This window comes from Tenacibaculum sp. SM2510, assembly GCF_057002845.1.
In genome coordinates, this window is record NZ_CP192703.1 from 1,402,116 (window position 1) to 1,418,093 (window position 15,978).

A 15,978-nucleotide genomic window follows, 5' to 3' on the forward strand; every position below is an offset into this window, starting at 1 on the left:
TTAAAAAAGTAAGGTGTTTTATAGTAGCGGGAACTGGACTCGAACCAGTGACCTTCGGGTTATGAGCCCGACGAGCTACCTACTGCTCTATCCCGCGATTTCGAGTGCAAATATACCGCTATTTATTCTTTCTATCCTAACAAAACACCTTTTTAAAACAAATTTTTTCTTAACACCTACAATAACAGCCTTATAAAAAAATCTTTTTTTAATTGAAACAGCTTATCTTTGCAGCATGACACATAAAGCAGGATTTGTAAACATCATCGGAAACCCAAATGTTGGGAAATCAACTTTAATGAATGCATTGGTTGGTGAAAAATTATCAATCATTACCTCTAAAGCCCAAACCACAAGACACCGTATTTTAGGTATTGTAAACGACGATAACCATCAAGTAGTTTTTTCTGACACTCCAGGTATTATTCAACCTGCTTATGAACTACAACATTCTATGATGGATTTTGTAAAAGCTGCTTTTGATGATGCCGATATATTAATTTACATGGTTGAAGTGGGCGAAAAAGAATTAAAAAATGAAGCTTTCTTTAATAAGATAATTCACAGTGATATTCCTGTCATATTATTATTAAATAAAATTGATAAATCATCACAAGAAGAGGTTGAAGAAAAAATTGAATATTGGAAAAATAAAGTGCCAAATGCCTTTGTATATGTAATTTCTGCCTTAGAAAAATTCAATATCGACTCTGTTTTTACTAAAATTAAAGAGTTATTACCAGAAGCACCTGCTTTTTATCCGAAAGATCAATTGACAGACAAACCTGAACGTTTTTTTGTGAACGAAAAAATACGTGAAAAAATTCTAACACACTACAAGAAGGAAATTCCGTATTCTATAGAAGTAGAAACTGAAGAATTTGTTGAAGAAGAAGACATCATAAAAATTCGTGCTATCATTATGGTAGAGCGTGATACTCAGAAAGGAATTATAATTGGTCACAAAGGAGCTGCGCTTAAACGTGTTGGAACAGAATCTCGCAAAGACTTAGAGGTGTTTTTTGATAAAAAAGTATTTTTAGAACTTTATGTGAAAGTGAATAAAAACTGGAGATCTAACGACCGTCAGTTAAAACGATTCGGGTACAAGGATTAAATAATTTTTACAACTAACTAACTTTTTTTTAAAATACAAAGTATACACTTACTTATTTATTATTTTAAATAAGTAAGTAACAATGCTGTAAAAACAGCATACTATTTAAAATTCGGCTTAATTTCATAACGTAAGTTGTATCTTTGCACAAATTTTTGCAAAATGAGTAGTATTGTAGCCATTGTTGGAAGGCCTAATGTAGGTAAATCCACTTTATTTAACCGTTTAGTACAACGTCGTGAAGCTATTGTAGATTCTGTAAGTGGAGTTACAAGAGATAGACACTACGGAAAGTCTGAATGGAACGGAAAGGAATTTTCTGTAATTGATACTGGTGGATATGTTGTCGGGTCGGATGATATTTTTGAAGAAGAAATACGCAAACAAGTACAGCTAGCTATTGAAGAAGCTGACATTATTGTGTTTGTTGTTGATGTTGAGCAAGGAATTACTCCTATGGATGATGCTGTTGCAAAAATGTTACGACAAGTTAAGAAGCCACTTATTATGGCTGTAAATAAAGTAGATAATGCAATGCGTGACGCAGATGCTGTTGAATTCTACAACCTTGGATTAGGTGATTATTATACCATATCATCTATAAACGGTAGTGGAACAGGTGAATTGTTAGATGCTGTTGCCAAAGAGATTCCTAAAGAAGAAGAAGTTGAAGAAAACGAACTTCCTCGCTTTGCTATTGTTGGTCGTCCTAATGCAGGAAAGTCATCTTTTATCAATGCTTTAATCGGTGAGGACAGAAATATCGTTACCAATATAGCTGGTACAACAAGAGATTCTATCGACACAAAATACAATCGTTTTGGTTTTGAATTTAACTTAGTAGATACTGCTGGGATTAGAAAAAAATCAAAAGTAAAAGAAGATTTAGAATTTTATTCTGTAATGCGAGCTGTTCGTGCTATTGAACATTGTGATGTAGCTATTTTAGTTATTGATGCAACTCGTGACTTTGAAGGGCAAGACGAAAAAATATTTTGGTTAGCAGAGAAGAACAAAAAAGGTGTTGTTATACTTGTCAATAAATGGGATTTAATTGAGAAAGAAACAAATACCATGCGTGATTTTGAAGCTAAAATAAGACAGACAATTGCTCCTTTTAGTGATGTGCCTATTATATTTACTTCAGTATTAACAAAGCAACGTATTTTTAAGGCAATCGAATCTGCTGTTGAAGTTTTTGAAAACAGAAAACGTCGTATTCAAACAAGTAAATTGAATGAAACGATGTTAGAGATTTTAGCGCAAAATCCACCTCCTGCAATTAAAGGAAAGTACGTAAAAATTAAATACTGTATGCAGTTACCTACGTATACGCCACAATTTGCTTTTTTCGCAAATTTACCTCAGTATATTAGAGAGCCGTACAAACGTTATTTAGAAAACCAACTTCGTCAACATTATAATTTTAACGGAGTGCCTATCATTATCTATTTTAGACAAAAATAAAATAGGTTTAACATAAATTAACTATTTTAAAAGTAGTTTTTTCATTTCCTTTGCCTGTTAATAAATTAACTTGCTATAAAGATGATGAAAAAACTACTTTTATTTTTTACCCTACTACTTGCTACAAATATACTAGCACAATCTTATCAATTTAAAATAACCGGTAAGATAAATTCTAAGAAAGAGAATACTCCTATTGAAGCTGCTACAATCCATTTAGAAAAAGCAAAAGACAGCACTGTTATTTCTTACACAATCTCAAATGATAAAGGAGGTTTTTCTTTAGAAGGTAAAGCGTATCACAAAAACTTAAAATTATTTGTATCATATGTAGGTATGAATAGCTTTAGTAAAGTTATTTCTTTAGATAAAAAATTGAATTTTGAATTAGGAACCATCAATTTAGAAGAAGAAAGCAGCTTACTTAATGAAATCGTTGTTACCTCTAGAGCACCTATCACAATAAAAAAAGACACCTTAGAGTTTAATGTAAAATCTTTTAAAACAAAAAAAGATGCTAATGTTGAAGATTTACTAAAAAAACTACCTGGTGTTGAGGTTGATGAAGAAGGTAAAATTACCGTTAACGGAAAAGAAGTGAATAAAATTTTAGTAAACGGAAAACCTTTTTTCGGTAACGACCCTAGTATTACTACAAAAAACTTAACAAAAGAGATTATTGAAAAAGTTCAGATTACAGATACAAAATCAAAATCTGAAGCTTTTTCTGGTGAAAAAGGTGACGCTAATAACAAAACCATTAACCTAACTATAAAGAAAGAAAATAACAAAGGCTGGTTTGGTAGAGTATCTGGTGGTGCAGGAACCGACAAACGATATGAAGGAGCAACAATGGTAAATCGCTTTGACAACAATCAACGTTTTAGTGTTTTAGCAAGTACAAACAATATAAATTCACCAGGATTTAGTTTTGGGGAGATTCAAAAAATGTTTGGTGGCGGAAACAACTGGATTGGTGGTAATGGTAGTTTCAGTATTAACGGTAGACGTTTTGGTGGAGGTAGCGGAATTGTAAAATCTAAAACTGCAGGAGCAACATATGCTGATCAATACGGAAAAGAAGTTGACGTAAATGCCAATTATTTTTATTCTGGTAGTTCTTCTAATGACGCTTCTAAGAGCAATAAAGAATATACGCTTCCTGATAGAAAATATTTTTCTAACGCCAGCTCTACATCAAATGACGAAAACCATAATCATAGTGTTAGTACTGAATTCGATATCGAAATAGATTCAACTTTTTTAATTAACATAAGTCCTTCATTTGTTTTCAATAAAAGAGAAGGTAATAACAGCAGAGAAGAAGAATCTTTAAGTGAAAATAATGTTCTTACCAACAATTACACTAGTAATTCATTTGCTAAATCTAGTGCCAATAATTTTAAAAACACTATTGATATTACCAAAAAACTAGGTTCAAAAGGTGCTTTTATTAAGGCTTCTATTACAAATCAAGTAGATGAATCTAATACAGATGAAATAAACAAATCAACTATTGAGGTTTTTGGAAGCAACCCTAGTTCAGAAACTAGAGATCAAGAAAGTACAATATCAGATAATTTAGTTGGTTTCAATACCATGGTAACATATCGTTTTCCTTTAGTCGCAAAAAAGTTCTTTTTAGACGCTAAATACAGTTATCAAAGTGATGAAAGAGAAAATAAGCAAGATACCTATGATTTTAATAATTCTTCGCAACAGTATACCGATTTTAACGAAAGCTTAAGTTCTGACTTTACCTATAACGACATTGCAAAAACACCTTCTTTTGAGTTGATTTATAAGACTAAAAAATGGCGTTTTAATTTCGAAACTGGTTTTGTAAACAGAACCTTAGAAAACAACGACAAACTACGTACTAACCTAAGCTTAAATAAAAAATTTAACAATATCGCTTTAGATGCTGGTTTTAGATACCGATTTGACTCTAAGGCTTCTATCTATTTAGATTACCGGTTATCAAATAGAGTGCCTAGCATTAATCAAATTCAACCTTTTGAAAACGTAAGTAATCCATCAAATATAATTACGGGTAACCCAGAATTAAAACCAACGCAAAACCACAGAGCTTATATTAATTTTAACAAGTTTAATTGGCAAGCTGGTACAGGTATTTATTTATATGTAAGTGGTAGTATGTTTAAAAATCAAATTATCTCTAACACGTCTATTTCTGATGAGTTTATTAAAAATTCAACTTACGAAAATACGGATGGCGGTTATGATCTTTGGGGAGGTGGTAGTTATAGTAAAAAAGTGAAATTAGATTCTATTACTACATTAAAACTTAGAGCTGGGTCTAATATTAGCGTTTATAAAAACTTTAATATTGTAAACAATATTAAAGAAGGTGCACAGACCACCTCTTTAAGACCTAATATTGGGCTTACTTTAGACTGGAACAAACTTATTTCTATTGAAACGCGTTATGACGTTTCTTTTTCAAAAACTAAATACGATATAAATACTGTTCAAAATCAAGATTTTGTAAGACAAACGTTAACAATAAGAACAAAAACAAATTTCCCTAAAAAATTAGAATGGCGAAATGATGTTAAATACACTTACAATCCTAACGTTGTTGGTTTTAATAAATCTGCATGGTTCTGGAATGCAACATTAGCGTATTCTGTATTAAAAGATCAAGGAACAATAAGCTTAAAAGGGTATGATTTATTAAATCAGAATACAAATGCACAGCGTAGAGCCACATCTAATTACATTGAAGATTCAGAAAGCACTATATTAGAAAGATATTTTATGTTAGGCTTTAGTTGGAAATTTAATAGCCTAGGTAAAAAAGGAAAAGTACGAGATTACAACATGCATTTTTAATCAACACAATACATCATAAAAAAGTTCTTATTAAAAATAAGAACTTTTTTTATACGCTTTATTTAATGAAAGCCATACGAACCAAAACCGACTAACTCATTACAAATTTGTAAATTTGCAATAGTTTAAGAAAATAATTTCATGAAAGTTAGAGCATTAGAAGAGTTTAAAAACATCGATTTACCTTTACAGCTAAACATTAGTTTTGAAAAAATCTATATGATGCTTAAGGAATACGCTACCCATAACTTTAAAGATCACCCTTTTAATGCATCTGCTAATTTAATTATAAAGGAAGTTGAAAAATACCCAGAACTTATCTCTGGTTTTTCCGACATTTCATTATTAAAAAAACACGAAGCTATTATTGATGTTTTATTAGAGTCTTTATTTCCCGAAATATTAACTTTAAATGAAATTAAAGCAGCCACTATCCCGTTCTCTTTTACTAGTTTTAAATTCACAAAACGTCTAGAAAACATACTTAAAAATGCAGGTGAAGATTACCAGTTAAAAGTTAGAGATTTTGAAGATGATCAGATGTACATTATGGCTTGTACATTTATTTTAAATACTGTATATCAATATCCAATAGATTTAAAACGTCCCTTTTTCTTTGACATTCCTGATAAAAAAAACGAGTTAATAAAACATTACAGAGTTGCCTTTAATGGTGATTTCATGGACATTACTCCTTCTAGCATTGCTCCGAAAATCACTCAAAACGACATTAAAACACTCTTAGACAACTATAACAACATTAATGTTTGGAAAGAAAAATTCCCTCCTGGAAGTTACATTTTTAAAGGCTTTGGTCTTATGAATTTATTTGATGTAACTGCCGATGAAAACATCTCGTCAATAAGAACAAATCTACTACAAAAGGACGATGGTAATATTGTTGAAAAACTTCGTAAGGATTTAAGTGAGTTTTACAGTATTAAAGACCTAAAGGTTGGTTTTTCTGTATTCGACACCTCCGATTTATCTTTACAATCAGCACGTATTAAAAAATCTGAAAGTATTATTTTATTAGATAAAGAAAAAAAGATTTCATGCGACACCTTTTTTTGTAGCACTATTATTTCTAAAATTTTCAACTCGCAAGAAATAGTTGTAATCTCTGATATCGAGAATTATGGAGAAGCTACAGAAAATAACCTTTTTTCTAAAAGACTAAAAGATGAGAATATTGGAAGTATTATACTAATACCAATTAAAGCTAGCGAAAACAATGATTTAGCGCTTTTAGAAATTGCCTCTCCAAGACCTTATGAATTAAACTCCGTTAACCAACAAAAACTAACAGATATAATTCCTGTTTTTAAAGCAGCGATAGATCGTTCGTCTGAAGAATATCTGAATATTTTAGAAGCTACAATACAAAAGCATTATACTTCTTTACACCCAACTGTAAAATGGAAGTTTTATGAAGCTGCGGAGCAATACCAATATGATCTTTATTCTAAAAAAGAAAATGTAAAAATTGAACAAATCGTATTTAAAGACATATACCCTTTATATGGTCAGTCAGACATAAAAGGATCATCTCTTTCAAGAAACGAAGCCATTAAAGAAGATTTAATAACACAACTTACATTAGCTATATCTGTCCTTAAAAAAGCATGTGAATCAGAAAAATTACCAATATACAACGAGTTAATGTTTCGTTTAAATGAATACATAACCGATGTTCTTAAAGGTTTAAAATCTGGAGATGAAGTTGGTATACTAGATTTTATGAAACGTGAAATCTACCCTGTTTTTAAACATATTAAAGAAATCAATAGCAATTTAACTACGATTGTAAACACCTATATAAACCGTTTAGACACTAATTTACAGGTGGTTTATGAAAAACGAAAAGCCTACGAGCAAAGTGTAACGCTATTAAATGATAAACTAACTAAATTCATCGATTTAAAACAAGAGAACGCACAAGCTATGTTTCCTCATTATTTTGAACGTTATAAAACAGATGGTGTAGAGTATAATATGTATATCGGGCAATCTTTAACCAAAGAAAAAAAATTCGATGAGCTTTATCTTTACAATCTTCGTTTATGGCAATTACAAGTAATGTGTGAGATGGAAAACGTTGCGAATACAGCTCGTAAATCTATGCAACACGACTTACAGGTAGCTTCTTTAATATTGGTTCATAGCAATCCATTATCTATAAAATTTAGAATGGATGAAAAACAATTTGATGTTGATGGTGCTTACAATATTAGGTATGAAATTATAAAAAAACGAATTGACAAAGCACACATTAAAAAAACTAAAGAACGCTTAACCATTCCTGGTAAAATAGCAATCGTATACTCACAGGATAAAGATGCTATAGAGTATATGAAATACATTAGTTTTTTACAATCTAAAAAAATACTTGGTAAAGTAGAAACGCTAGAGTTAGAAGATTTACAAGGTGTATCAGGACTTAAAGCCTTACGTGTTCAGGTTATTTATCAAGAAAATTTTAATAGCGAAAAAACAATATCTATTGATGAATTGATGCAAGAATTTAAACAATAAATTTTCTATTTCCTTAATCTCTTATAACAAACCAACACTAGTATCTTGTATTTTAAAAGCTACTGCAAAAGCAATTACACTTACAATTATACCAATCATAAAAACAGTATAAGTTATTCTTAACAGCTTATACTTTCTGTTTAAAACAAGTCCTAAAAAATATAAATCTTTAGTAAGAGAACCGTATAGGTAATCACGATCTTTCATCATCTCTTCCATCCCCCACTCAAAATCTTGCAAATTCATTTGATGAAAATTTCCGAAGAATAATAAATTCACTTTTTTATTAGCTACATCCTCCTTTGTAAACTTACCTTCTGTTACATTAGGTCGGGTTGCCATTATTGATAAAATAATAGAAGCAACAGTAAATGTTATAAAAATTAACGAAGGAATGATTAAATAATGATTTGAGGTATTATCTAATTTCGGTATTAGATTTGACAACGCCATAGAAATAATAATTGCATTTACTGATAATAAAATATTTGCCTTAGTATCTGCAATATCACTTAAAGTTATATGGTTTCTTAAAGCCACACGAAACATCGTTTCTATACCTCGCTCTGGCAACGCCACTTTATTTTTTTTAAAATCTAATGCAGCCTTTTTTTGTTTTAATTTTTTATTTTCTTGGCTTGATTTTTTTTGTTTCTTTAATAATTGTGCTAAATTTTTACTTTTTCCTTTACCCCAATTCTTGGCTGCAAAAACAGTATAAAACTTATGGTTTGTTAAAAAACAGGTATTCTCTGCATTCCATTTCGAATCAGAAACCACATAATCTTTAGTTAGCTCCCATTCTTTTCTTAACAAAGAAGTGTAATCGCTAAAATTCTTACTTCCTAAATGGGCACAATCTGCATCACAAATTATTTTTTCTAGTTGAGATTCGGGTATCACACCCATTTTTGTTGCCAAAATTATTTTAGAAATTTCAGCAATTTCAATATCAGAAACTTTTTGTTTCTTTAAAAATTCTTTAGCAATTGTTACACTTTCTTCTTCGTGGTTTTCAATAGATTTTATGTAGCCAACATCATGAAACCATGCTGCCAACAATAAATTATTAGCTGATTTTTCTTCAATTTCTAAACCTTTTATTATTTCTTTTGTCTTCTCTACTACATGTTGTGTATGAGATACACTATGATATACAAATGATGGATTTAATTCTTCATTTAAGAGATTAATAACAAAATTTTCTGCTTCTTTTAATAAATTTTCCATCAAAAAGGTTTTTGCTAAATTAAAGATAATTTTTAACTATTATTAAGTGTAAGTTTGAAGTCTTAAAACCGACTATAAATTTGTTAAGTTCCATTAACATATAGTACATAGTCAGTTTATAAATTGATTATGTACTATATTTTTTGTCTAAATTTAAATAAAAAGAACTGATATGTTAAACTGGAAAAAAATTATTCATTTTGCTATGAGCGGAAATCCAACTCCAACAAAAAGAATTGAAAAAACTGAAATTGAATGGAAAGAATTATTAACTCCAGAACAATTTAGAGTTACCCGATTAAAAGGAACCGAACGCCCTTTTTCAGGGGAATTATGTACTACTTATGATAAAGGTCTATACAATTGCATTTGTTGCAATACGCCTTTATTTGACTCTACTATTAAATACGACTCAAGTTCTGGTTGGCCTAGTTTTACGCAACCTATTACCGAGAATGCCATTAAATATCATAAAGATAGCACCCTAGGAATGGTTCGAGTAGAAGTTTTATGCAATACTTGCGATGCACATTTAGGACATGTTTTTCCTGACGGACCAGAACCAAGTGGATTAAGATACTGTGTTAACTCTGAATCTATGCAAATAGGTGAAAAATAATTACGCTACTTAATAAAAAAGAAGAGAAAATGACAATTAAAAATATGCAAACTACCACTTTAGGTGGTGGATGTTTTTGGTGTACCGAAGCTGTTTTTCAAAAAGTAAAAGGAGTTGAAAAAGTAGTATCGGGTTATGCTGGCGGAAATGTTCCTGGTCACCCAACCTATCGTGAGGTTTGTTCGGGTTTAACAGGCCATGCAGAAGTTATACAGATTACTTTTGATCCTACTATTATTTCTTACGAAGATATTTTAGTTATTTTTATGACAACACACGACCCTACAACCTTAAACCAACAAGGAGCAGATCGTGGAACAGAATATCGATCTGTAATTTTTTATCATAACGATTCACAAAAAGTAATGGCTACTGAAGTTTTAAAACAAATACAGCAATATTACGAGAATACAATCGTTACAGAACTAAGTGCTTATACCAATTTTTATGAAGCTACTCAAGAGCATCAAAATTATTATCTAGAGAACACAAAACAAGGGTATTGTAGTTTTGTAATTGAACCAAAGCTGGCAAGATTACGTAAGCTACATGCTGATAAACTAAAGTAATATGCTTATTAAGTTATATGGTGCAGAAAGATGCCATAAAACGCAATATTATAAAACATTTTTTAAAACGCGTAATATAAGTTACGCGTTTTTTGATGTTGAGTTAAATGAAATTTTTGCAGAAGAATTAAAAAATCTGTACGAAAGCAGAAAGCTTAATTTTCCAACAATTACAATTGATAAGAAAAGACTTCGGAATCCGACAGATAAAGAGTTAAATAAATGGATAGAAAAACTAAAATAGCATTTGGCGGTGGTTGCCATTGGTGCACAGAAGCAGTATTTCAATCGTTAATTGGCGTTGAAAAAGTGGCACAAGGTTTTGTTGCTTCTACTAATGAAAACAACACCTTTTCAGAAGCTGTTATTGTCACTTTTAATTCTAATGAAATTACAGTAAAAACATTAGTAGAAATTCATTTACATACTCACAAAAGTACTTCGCAACATTCGATGCGAAAAAAATATCGTTCTGCTATTTATGTATTTCCTGAAAATAAAAAAAAGGAAATTCAGCTAATAATTAATAATTTACAAGCTAATTTTCAACAGAAAATCATTACACAAATATTAGAATTTAAAGAATTTAAATCGTCAGAAAATCAGTTTAAAAATTATTATTATTCTAATCCAGAAAAACCGTTTTGTGAAACATTTATCAATCCAAAACTACAATTTTTACGAACTCATTTTTCTAAACGAGTAAATACAAAAAAACTAAACATTACAATTGCCTAATTATGAAAAACACAAAACTAAATATCATCAATAAAAAAGGGCATAAATTACAAGCTTATTTAGAATTACCTGCGAATCAAAAACCTAATTACTATGTAATTTTTGCACATTGTTTTACGTGTAACAGTACTTTAGGTGCTGTTAAAAATATTAGTCGCTCTTTAACGCAACATGGTTTTGGCGTTTTACGTTTCGATTTTACAGGTTTAGGTCGTAGCGAAGGTGAGTTTTCTGAAAGTCATTTTTCTGCAAATGTTGATGATCTTATATCTGTAAATGATTATATGACCGAACATTATGACGCTCCATGTTTATTAGTTGGTCATTCATTAGGCGGTGCAGCCGTAATCGTAGCTGCTTCAAAATTAAACAACATTAAAGCAGTTGCAACTATTGGTGCTCCTTCTAGCGTGAGTCATGTTAAACATTTATTTTCTCATGGAATTGAAAATATAAAAACAGCTGGTGATGTTGAAGTAAACATTGGTGGAAGACCTTTTAAAATCAATCAAGAATTTGTGTCTGATTTTGATAAAACCAATCTACCGGAAATAACAAAAAACTTAAGAAAACCTATCTTAATCTTACACTCTCCTATCGATACTATTGTTAGCGTTAACAATGCGCAAGAATTGTATTTAAGTGCCCATCATCCTAAAAGTTTTATAAGCTTAGATGATGCCGATCATTTACTATCAAACTCAAAAGACAGTATTTATGCTGGTAACTTAATTGGTACTTGGTCTGAACATTATTTTCCTAAACAGGAGAATAAAATGTTAGAAACTAACGGAGAACAATTAGTTGGACATTTAAATTTAATTGATGATAATTTCACGACAAATATTCAATCTAAAAATCACACATTAATTGCTGATGAGCCGGCTTCAGTTGGAGGTGATAATTTTGGTCCGTCTCCTTACGAATATTTAAATGCAGCTCTAATAGCTTGTACCGCTATGACGTTAAAAATGTATGCAGAACGTAAAAAATGGGATTTACAAGAAGTTTTTGTTTACGTAACACATTCACGAAAACACAGTGATGATTTAGGTATTGAAACCGAAAAACCAACTTATTTAGATCATATTAGTAAAAAATTGAAGTTTGTTGGTAATTTAGACGAAAAGCAGAAAAAACGTTTAAAAGAAATAGCTTCTAAATGTCCAGTTCATAAAACCCTGGCAAGTGAAGTTATTTTCGATACAAGTATTATCGAACATTAAATAAATGCAACCATGAGTATTATTTGAGATATTAAAACTACCTGAAGTCAAAATCTAAAGGAAATGAAGCCTTAAAAGCTCCTCAAAGAATTTATATTAACTATTAGAAAAAAGCAGAATGAGAATTTTTTTCTAAAATTAAAACCTATAATATTACTCTAGCACATAATATTTATAACAATTTCATAAACGAAGTTGCTAAAAACTAGCTAAAACTAAGTTAAAAGAAGATGCTTTAGTATCTGAAACTTGTAAAATTTCACATTAATAATTTTCATCCAATTATCTTTGCCTAATGAAACTAAATATTCAAGACACTTTTAACAACGAATTACCTGCTGATAAAATTATAGGAAGTGAACGCAGACAAGTTTTAGACGCTTGCTTTTCGTACGTTCAACCTAAAAAAACAGCAGATCCTAAATTACTACACGTTTCTGATGAAATGTTAAAAGCAATTGGATTGACCAAAGAAGATACAAAATCTGATGATTTCCTAAAGGTTTTTACAGGAAATAAAGTTCTCGAAAACACACATCCTTTTGCAATGTGTTATGGCGGGCATCAATTCGGAAATTGGGCAGGACAGTTGGGTGATGGTCGTGCTATTAATTTAACCGAAATTGTACACAATAAGCAACGTTGGGCCATTCAATTAAAAGGCGCTGGTGAAACGCCGTATTCTCGAACTGCAGATGGCTTAGCCGTTTTACGCTCTTCTATTAGAGAGTATTTATGTAGTGAAGCAATGTTTCATTTAGGTGTGCCAACAACCCGTGCTTTATCGTTAAGTTTATCTGGCGACCAAGTTTTACGAGATGTTTTATATGACGGGAATCCTGCCTATGAAAAAGGAGCAATTGTTGCCCGCTTAGCACCTAATTTTATCCGTTTTGGTAACTTTGAAATTTTATCTGCAAGGCAAAACCATCCTACTTTAAAAAAATTGGCTGATTATACTATCAAACATTTTTATCCTGAAATTACATCCGAAGGAAAACAAAAATATCTCGATTTTTTAACAGCAATAAGAAATAAAACCATCGATATGATTGTGCATTGGCAACGCGTTGGTTTTGTACACGGAGTGATGAATACCGATAACATGTCGATTCTCGGATTAACAATCGATTTTGGACCTTACGGATGGCTAGAAGGCTATGATTTTGGTTGGACACCCAATACAACAGATAATCAACACAAGCGATATCGCTACGGAAATCAGTCGCAAATCGGACTATGGAATTTGTTTAAACTCGCAAACGCTTTGTATCCTCTTATTGAAGAAGCAGCTCCTTTGCAAGATATTTTAGATGTATATTCTGATATTTATAGTCAGAAGCAACATGAAATGATGAAACCTAAATTGGGTTTATTTTCTGAGGATGAAAACGACAAAGAGTTAATTGGCAGGTTAGAAGAAACCTTACAATTAACAGAAACTGATATGACTATTTTCTTTAGAAATCTATCAACTATTACTACAGAAGATGATTTCGAAAGCGCTATTAAAAAAATTGAAATTGCGTTTTATACAATTGATGAAGTAAAAGATGAAATTAAAAATCATTGGGCCGATTGGTGTAATCGCTATTTAAAAAGAATACAACAAGAAACTTTTTCTGACCAAGAAAGAAAAGAAAAAATGGATTTAGTAAATCCGAAATATGTACTTAGAAATTACATGGCTCAATTAGCAATTGACGCAGCTGATAAAGGTGATTATAATTTAATTGATGAATTATATCAATTATTAAAAAATCCTTATTCAGAGCAACCTAAGTATGAAAAATGGTTTGCAAAACGACCGGAATGGGCACGTAACAAAGTTGGTTGTTCTACTTTAAGTTGTAGTTCTTAAAAAATTGTACTTTTAAAGAGAGAAACAAACCCGGTTAAATGACCTACGAATTAAAAGAAATCATACAACAAGTTGTTTTAAATCAACAAAACGGTATACAAAACGTATTGGCAACTGTTGTTGACTTAGACGGGTCTTCGTACAGAAAACCAGGAGTTAGAATGTTATTATCTGACGACGGAAAAATGATTGGAGCCGTTAGTGGTGGCTGTGTAGAAAAAGAAGTACAACGAAGAGCGCAATCGGTTTTTAGAGATCAAAAATCAAAAGTTATAACCTACGATGGGCGTTATCGATTAGGATGCGAAGGTGTTTTATATATTTTATTAGAACCTATTAAAATTTCAACCGAATTTATTCGTTCTTTTTCTGATAGTTTGTCCAATAGAAAATCATTTAAAATTCAATCCTTTTACAAAAAGGAAGATGAATTTTTTGGGGATTTTGGCTCTATAATTCAGTTTGATACTAACTGTAAATTTACTTTTTATAAAGGTTTTAAATCAACTGAAAAAAATAAATCACTCGTTTTTGAACAAACACTAAAACCTTTATTTCGTTTATTGATTATTGGCGGAGAACACGATGCTGTAAAATTATGCTCACAAGCAACGCAACTAGGTTGGGAGGTAGATGTCGTTACATCTATTAACGACCCAAAAGAATTAGTAGATTTTCCAACAGCAAAATCGGTAGTAGCACAAACACCTGAAATTATTGATTTAGATGATATCAATGAACACACAGCAATTGTAATAATGAATCATAATTTTACCTATGACTTACGTTGGCTCGTAAAATTACAAGAACAAAACCCTGTTTATATCGGGATTTTAGGAGCTGCAAAACGACGTGAAAAACTACTTAATGAACTGTTTGATTTAGCCCCTGAAATAAATGATACTTTTTTAGACAAAATATACACTCCTGCAGGTTTGCATATTGGCGCTGAAACTCCGGAAGAAATTGCTTTATCTATTTTGGCTGAAATCTTATCTGTAGTTCGCAAAAAGGAAGTGTTTTCTTTAAAAAAAATTACAGGAAAAATTCATACCTAATTTCAAAATACGTCATTGCGAATGTAATGAAGCAATCTCTCACTAAACAAAACAGATTACTTCGTCATTCTTTCTCGTAATGACTAATTATAAAAATAAATGCAAAAAATAGCAACATTAATACTTGCTGCAGGAAGTTCTTCTCGAATGGGAACCGCAAAACAATTACTTCCATATAAAAAAACCACGCTGTTAGGTTGGACCATCCAACAAGTAAAAAAAACAAAAGCAAATTCAACTTTTTGTGTTTTAGGGGCAAATGCAACAATAATTAAAGAGCAAATTGATCAATATAAAATTGAAACCATTTTTAACGCAAATTTTAAAAACGGATTAAGTACAAGCATTGTAGCTGGAGTAAACCACATAATTGCTAAAAACTTCGATTCCGTTTTAATTACACTAGCCGATCAACCAAATATAAACACAGAATATTTAGACCAACTAATAATTGCATCTAAAGAAAATCCGAAGAAAATAATAGTTTCTAACTATGAAACAAAAACCGGTGTACCTGCAATTTTTCCTAAAAATTATTTTAATCAATTGCTAAATTTAAAAGGAGATAAAGGCGCTTCGCTTTTTTTAAACAATAATATATATGAAACTATAAAAATGCTTCCTTTTAACTTAATTGACATTGATACGAAGGAAGATTATCAAAAACTAATCAATAAATAGTATTTTTACAGTTCAATTAAT

The 15,978-nt window shown here is 30.8% G+C and carries 13 protein-coding genes and 1 tRNA gene; 12 read left to right on the top strand and 2 right to left on the bottom strand.

Annotated elements, in window-relative coordinates; translation table 11 throughout:
- Positions 1 to 24 precede the first annotated feature (24 nt).
- A tRNA-Met gene (locus ACQ629_RS06260) sits at positions 25 to 97 on the bottom strand.
- A 138-nt stretch (positions 98 to 235) separates the two neighbouring features.
- Here ACQ629_RS06260 and era point away from each other — a divergent pair.
- The 4 genes from era (at position 236) to ACQ629_RS06280 (ending at position 7,975) form a co-directional block, all read left to right on the top strand.
- Positions 236 to 1,117 carry a GTPase Era gene (gene era / locus ACQ629_RS06265; protein ID WP_483707081.1) on the top strand — a complete coding sequence of 294 codons (882 nt, stop codon included), beginning with the start codon at positions 236 to 238 and terminating at the stop codon, positions 1,115 to 1,117.
- Positions 1,118 to 1,279: 162 nt separating this feature from the next.
- Positions 1,280 to 2,584, top strand: a complete 1,305-nt coding sequence (gene der / locus ACQ629_RS06270; RefSeq protein WP_483707082.1) for a ribosome biogenesis GTPase Der — start codon at positions 1,280 to 1,282, stop codon at positions 2,582 to 2,584.
- Between the two features lie 84 nt (positions 2,585 to 2,668).
- A complete protein-coding gene (locus tag ACQ629_RS06275) occupies positions 2,669 to 5,440 on the top strand; it encodes an outer membrane beta-barrel protein (RefSeq protein ID WP_483707083.1) in 2,772 nt (923 codons plus the stop codon).
- 141 nt (positions 5,441 to 5,581) lie between these two features.
- A complete protein-coding gene (locus ACQ629_RS06280) occupies positions 5,582 to 7,975 on the top strand; it encodes a GAF domain-containing protein (RefSeq protein ID WP_483707084.1) in 2,394 nt (797 codons plus the stop codon).
- A 21-nt stretch (positions 7,976 to 7,996) separates the two neighbouring features.
- Here the strand turns inward: ACQ629_RS06280 and ACQ629_RS06285 are convergent, their stop codons facing one another.
- Positions 7,997 to 9,205 (bottom strand): Pycsar system effector family protein, encoded by a 1,209-nt coding sequence (locus tag ACQ629_RS06285; protein WP_483707085.1) that lies wholly within the window; start codon positions 9,203 to 9,205, stop codon positions 7,997 to 7,999.
- A 172-nt stretch (positions 9,206 to 9,377) separates the two neighbouring features.
- On the opposite strand from ACQ629_RS06285, the gene msrB reads away from it, so the two are divergent.
- The 8 genes from msrB (at position 9,378) to ACQ629_RS06325 (ending at position 15,957) form a co-directional block, all read left to right on the top strand.
- On the top strand, positions 9,378 to 9,824 hold the full coding sequence (gene msrB, locus ACQ629_RS06290; protein ID WP_483707086.1) for a peptide-methionine (R)-S-oxide reductase MsrB: 447 nt from the start codon (positions 9,378 to 9,380) through the stop codon (positions 9,822 to 9,824).
- A 29-nt stretch (positions 9,825 to 9,853) separates the two neighbouring features.
- Entirely contained in the window at positions 9,854 to 10,393 is a 540-nt protein-coding gene (gene msrA, locus ACQ629_RS06295; protein ID WP_483707087.1) for a peptide-methionine (S)-S-oxide reductase MsrA, read from the top strand.
- 1 nt (position 10,394) lies between these two features.
- Positions 10,395 to 10,637 (top strand): glutaredoxin family protein, encoded by a 243-nt coding sequence (locus tag ACQ629_RS06300; protein WP_483707088.1) that lies wholly within the window; start codon positions 10,395 to 10,397, stop codon positions 10,635 to 10,637.
- A complete protein-coding gene (locus ACQ629_RS06305) occupies positions 10,616 to 11,131 on the top strand; it encodes a peptide-methionine (S)-S-oxide reductase (protein WP_483707089.1) in 516 nt (171 codons plus the stop codon). Before ACQ629_RS06300 ends, ACQ629_RS06305 begins: the two co-directional genes overlap by 22 nt.
- 2 nt (positions 11,132 to 11,133) lie before the next feature.
- Positions 11,134 to 12,357, top strand: a complete 1,224-nt coding sequence (locus ACQ629_RS06310; RefSeq protein WP_483707090.1) for a bifunctional alpha/beta hydrolase/OsmC family protein — start codon at positions 11,134 to 11,136, stop codon at positions 12,355 to 12,357.
- A 295-nt stretch (positions 12,358 to 12,652) separates the two neighbouring features.
- Complete coding sequence (locus tag ACQ629_RS06315) at positions 12,653 to 14,218, top strand: protein adenylyltransferase SelO (protein WP_483707091.1); 1,566 nt, start codon at positions 12,653 to 12,655, stop codon at positions 14,216 to 14,218.
- A 38-nt stretch (positions 14,219 to 14,256) separates the two neighbouring features.
- A complete protein-coding gene (locus ACQ629_RS06320) occupies positions 14,257 to 15,276 on the top strand; it encodes an XdhC family protein (protein WP_483707092.1) in 1,020 nt (339 codons plus the stop codon).
- A 99-nt stretch (positions 15,277 to 15,375) separates the two neighbouring features.
- A complete protein-coding gene (locus tag ACQ629_RS06325) occupies positions 15,376 to 15,957 on the top strand; it encodes a nucleotidyltransferase family protein (protein ID WP_483707093.1) in 582 nt (193 codons plus the stop codon).
- Positions 15,958 to 15,978 lie beyond the last annotated feature (21 nt).

Excerpts from the sequence above, each read along its gene's own strand:
- era (WP_483707081.1), top strand. The coding sequence starts at position 236 with ATGACACATAAAGCAGGATTTGTAAACATCATCGGAAACCCAAATGTT.
- der (WP_483707082.1), top strand. The coding sequence starts at position 1,280 with ATGAGTAGTATTGTAGCCATTGTTGGAAGGCCTAATGTAGGTAAATCC.
- ACQ629_RS06275 (WP_483707083.1), top strand. The coding sequence starts at position 2,669 with ATGAAAAAACTACTTTTATTTTTTACCCTACTACTTGCTACAAATATA.
- ACQ629_RS06280 (WP_483707084.1), top strand. The coding sequence starts at position 5,582 with ATGAAAGTTAGAGCATTAGAAGAGTTTAAAAACATCGATTTACCTTTA.
- ACQ629_RS06285 (WP_483707085.1), bottom strand. The coding sequence starts at position 9,205 with ATGGAAAATTTATTAAAAGAAGCAGAAAATTTTGTTATTAATCTCTTA.
- msrB (WP_483707086.1), top strand. The coding sequence starts at position 9,378 with ATGTTAAACTGGAAAAAAATTATTCATTTTGCTATGAGCGGAAATCCA.
- msrA (WP_483707087.1), top strand. The coding sequence starts at position 9,854 with ATGACAATTAAAAATATGCAAACTACCACTTTAGGTGGTGGATGTTTT.
- ACQ629_RS06300 (WP_483707088.1), top strand. The coding sequence starts at position 10,395 with ATGCTTATTAAGTTATATGGTGCAGAAAGATGCCATAAAACGCAATAT.
- ACQ629_RS06305 (WP_483707089.1), top strand. The coding sequence starts at position 10,616 with ATGGATAGAAAAACTAAAATAGCATTTGGCGGTGGTTGCCATTGGTGC.
- ACQ629_RS06310 (WP_483707090.1), top strand. The coding sequence starts at position 11,134 with ATGAAAAACACAAAACTAAATATCATCAATAAAAAAGGGCATAAATTA.
- ACQ629_RS06315 (WP_483707091.1), top strand. The coding sequence starts at position 12,653 with ATGAAACTAAATATTCAAGACACTTTTAACAACGAATTACCTGCTGAT.
- ACQ629_RS06320 (WP_483707092.1), top strand. The coding sequence starts at position 14,257 with ATGACCTACGAATTAAAAGAAATCATACAACAAGTTGTTTTAAATCAA.
- ACQ629_RS06325 (WP_483707093.1), top strand. The coding sequence starts at position 15,376 with ATGCAAAAAATAGCAACATTAATACTTGCTGCAGGAAGTTCTTCTCGA.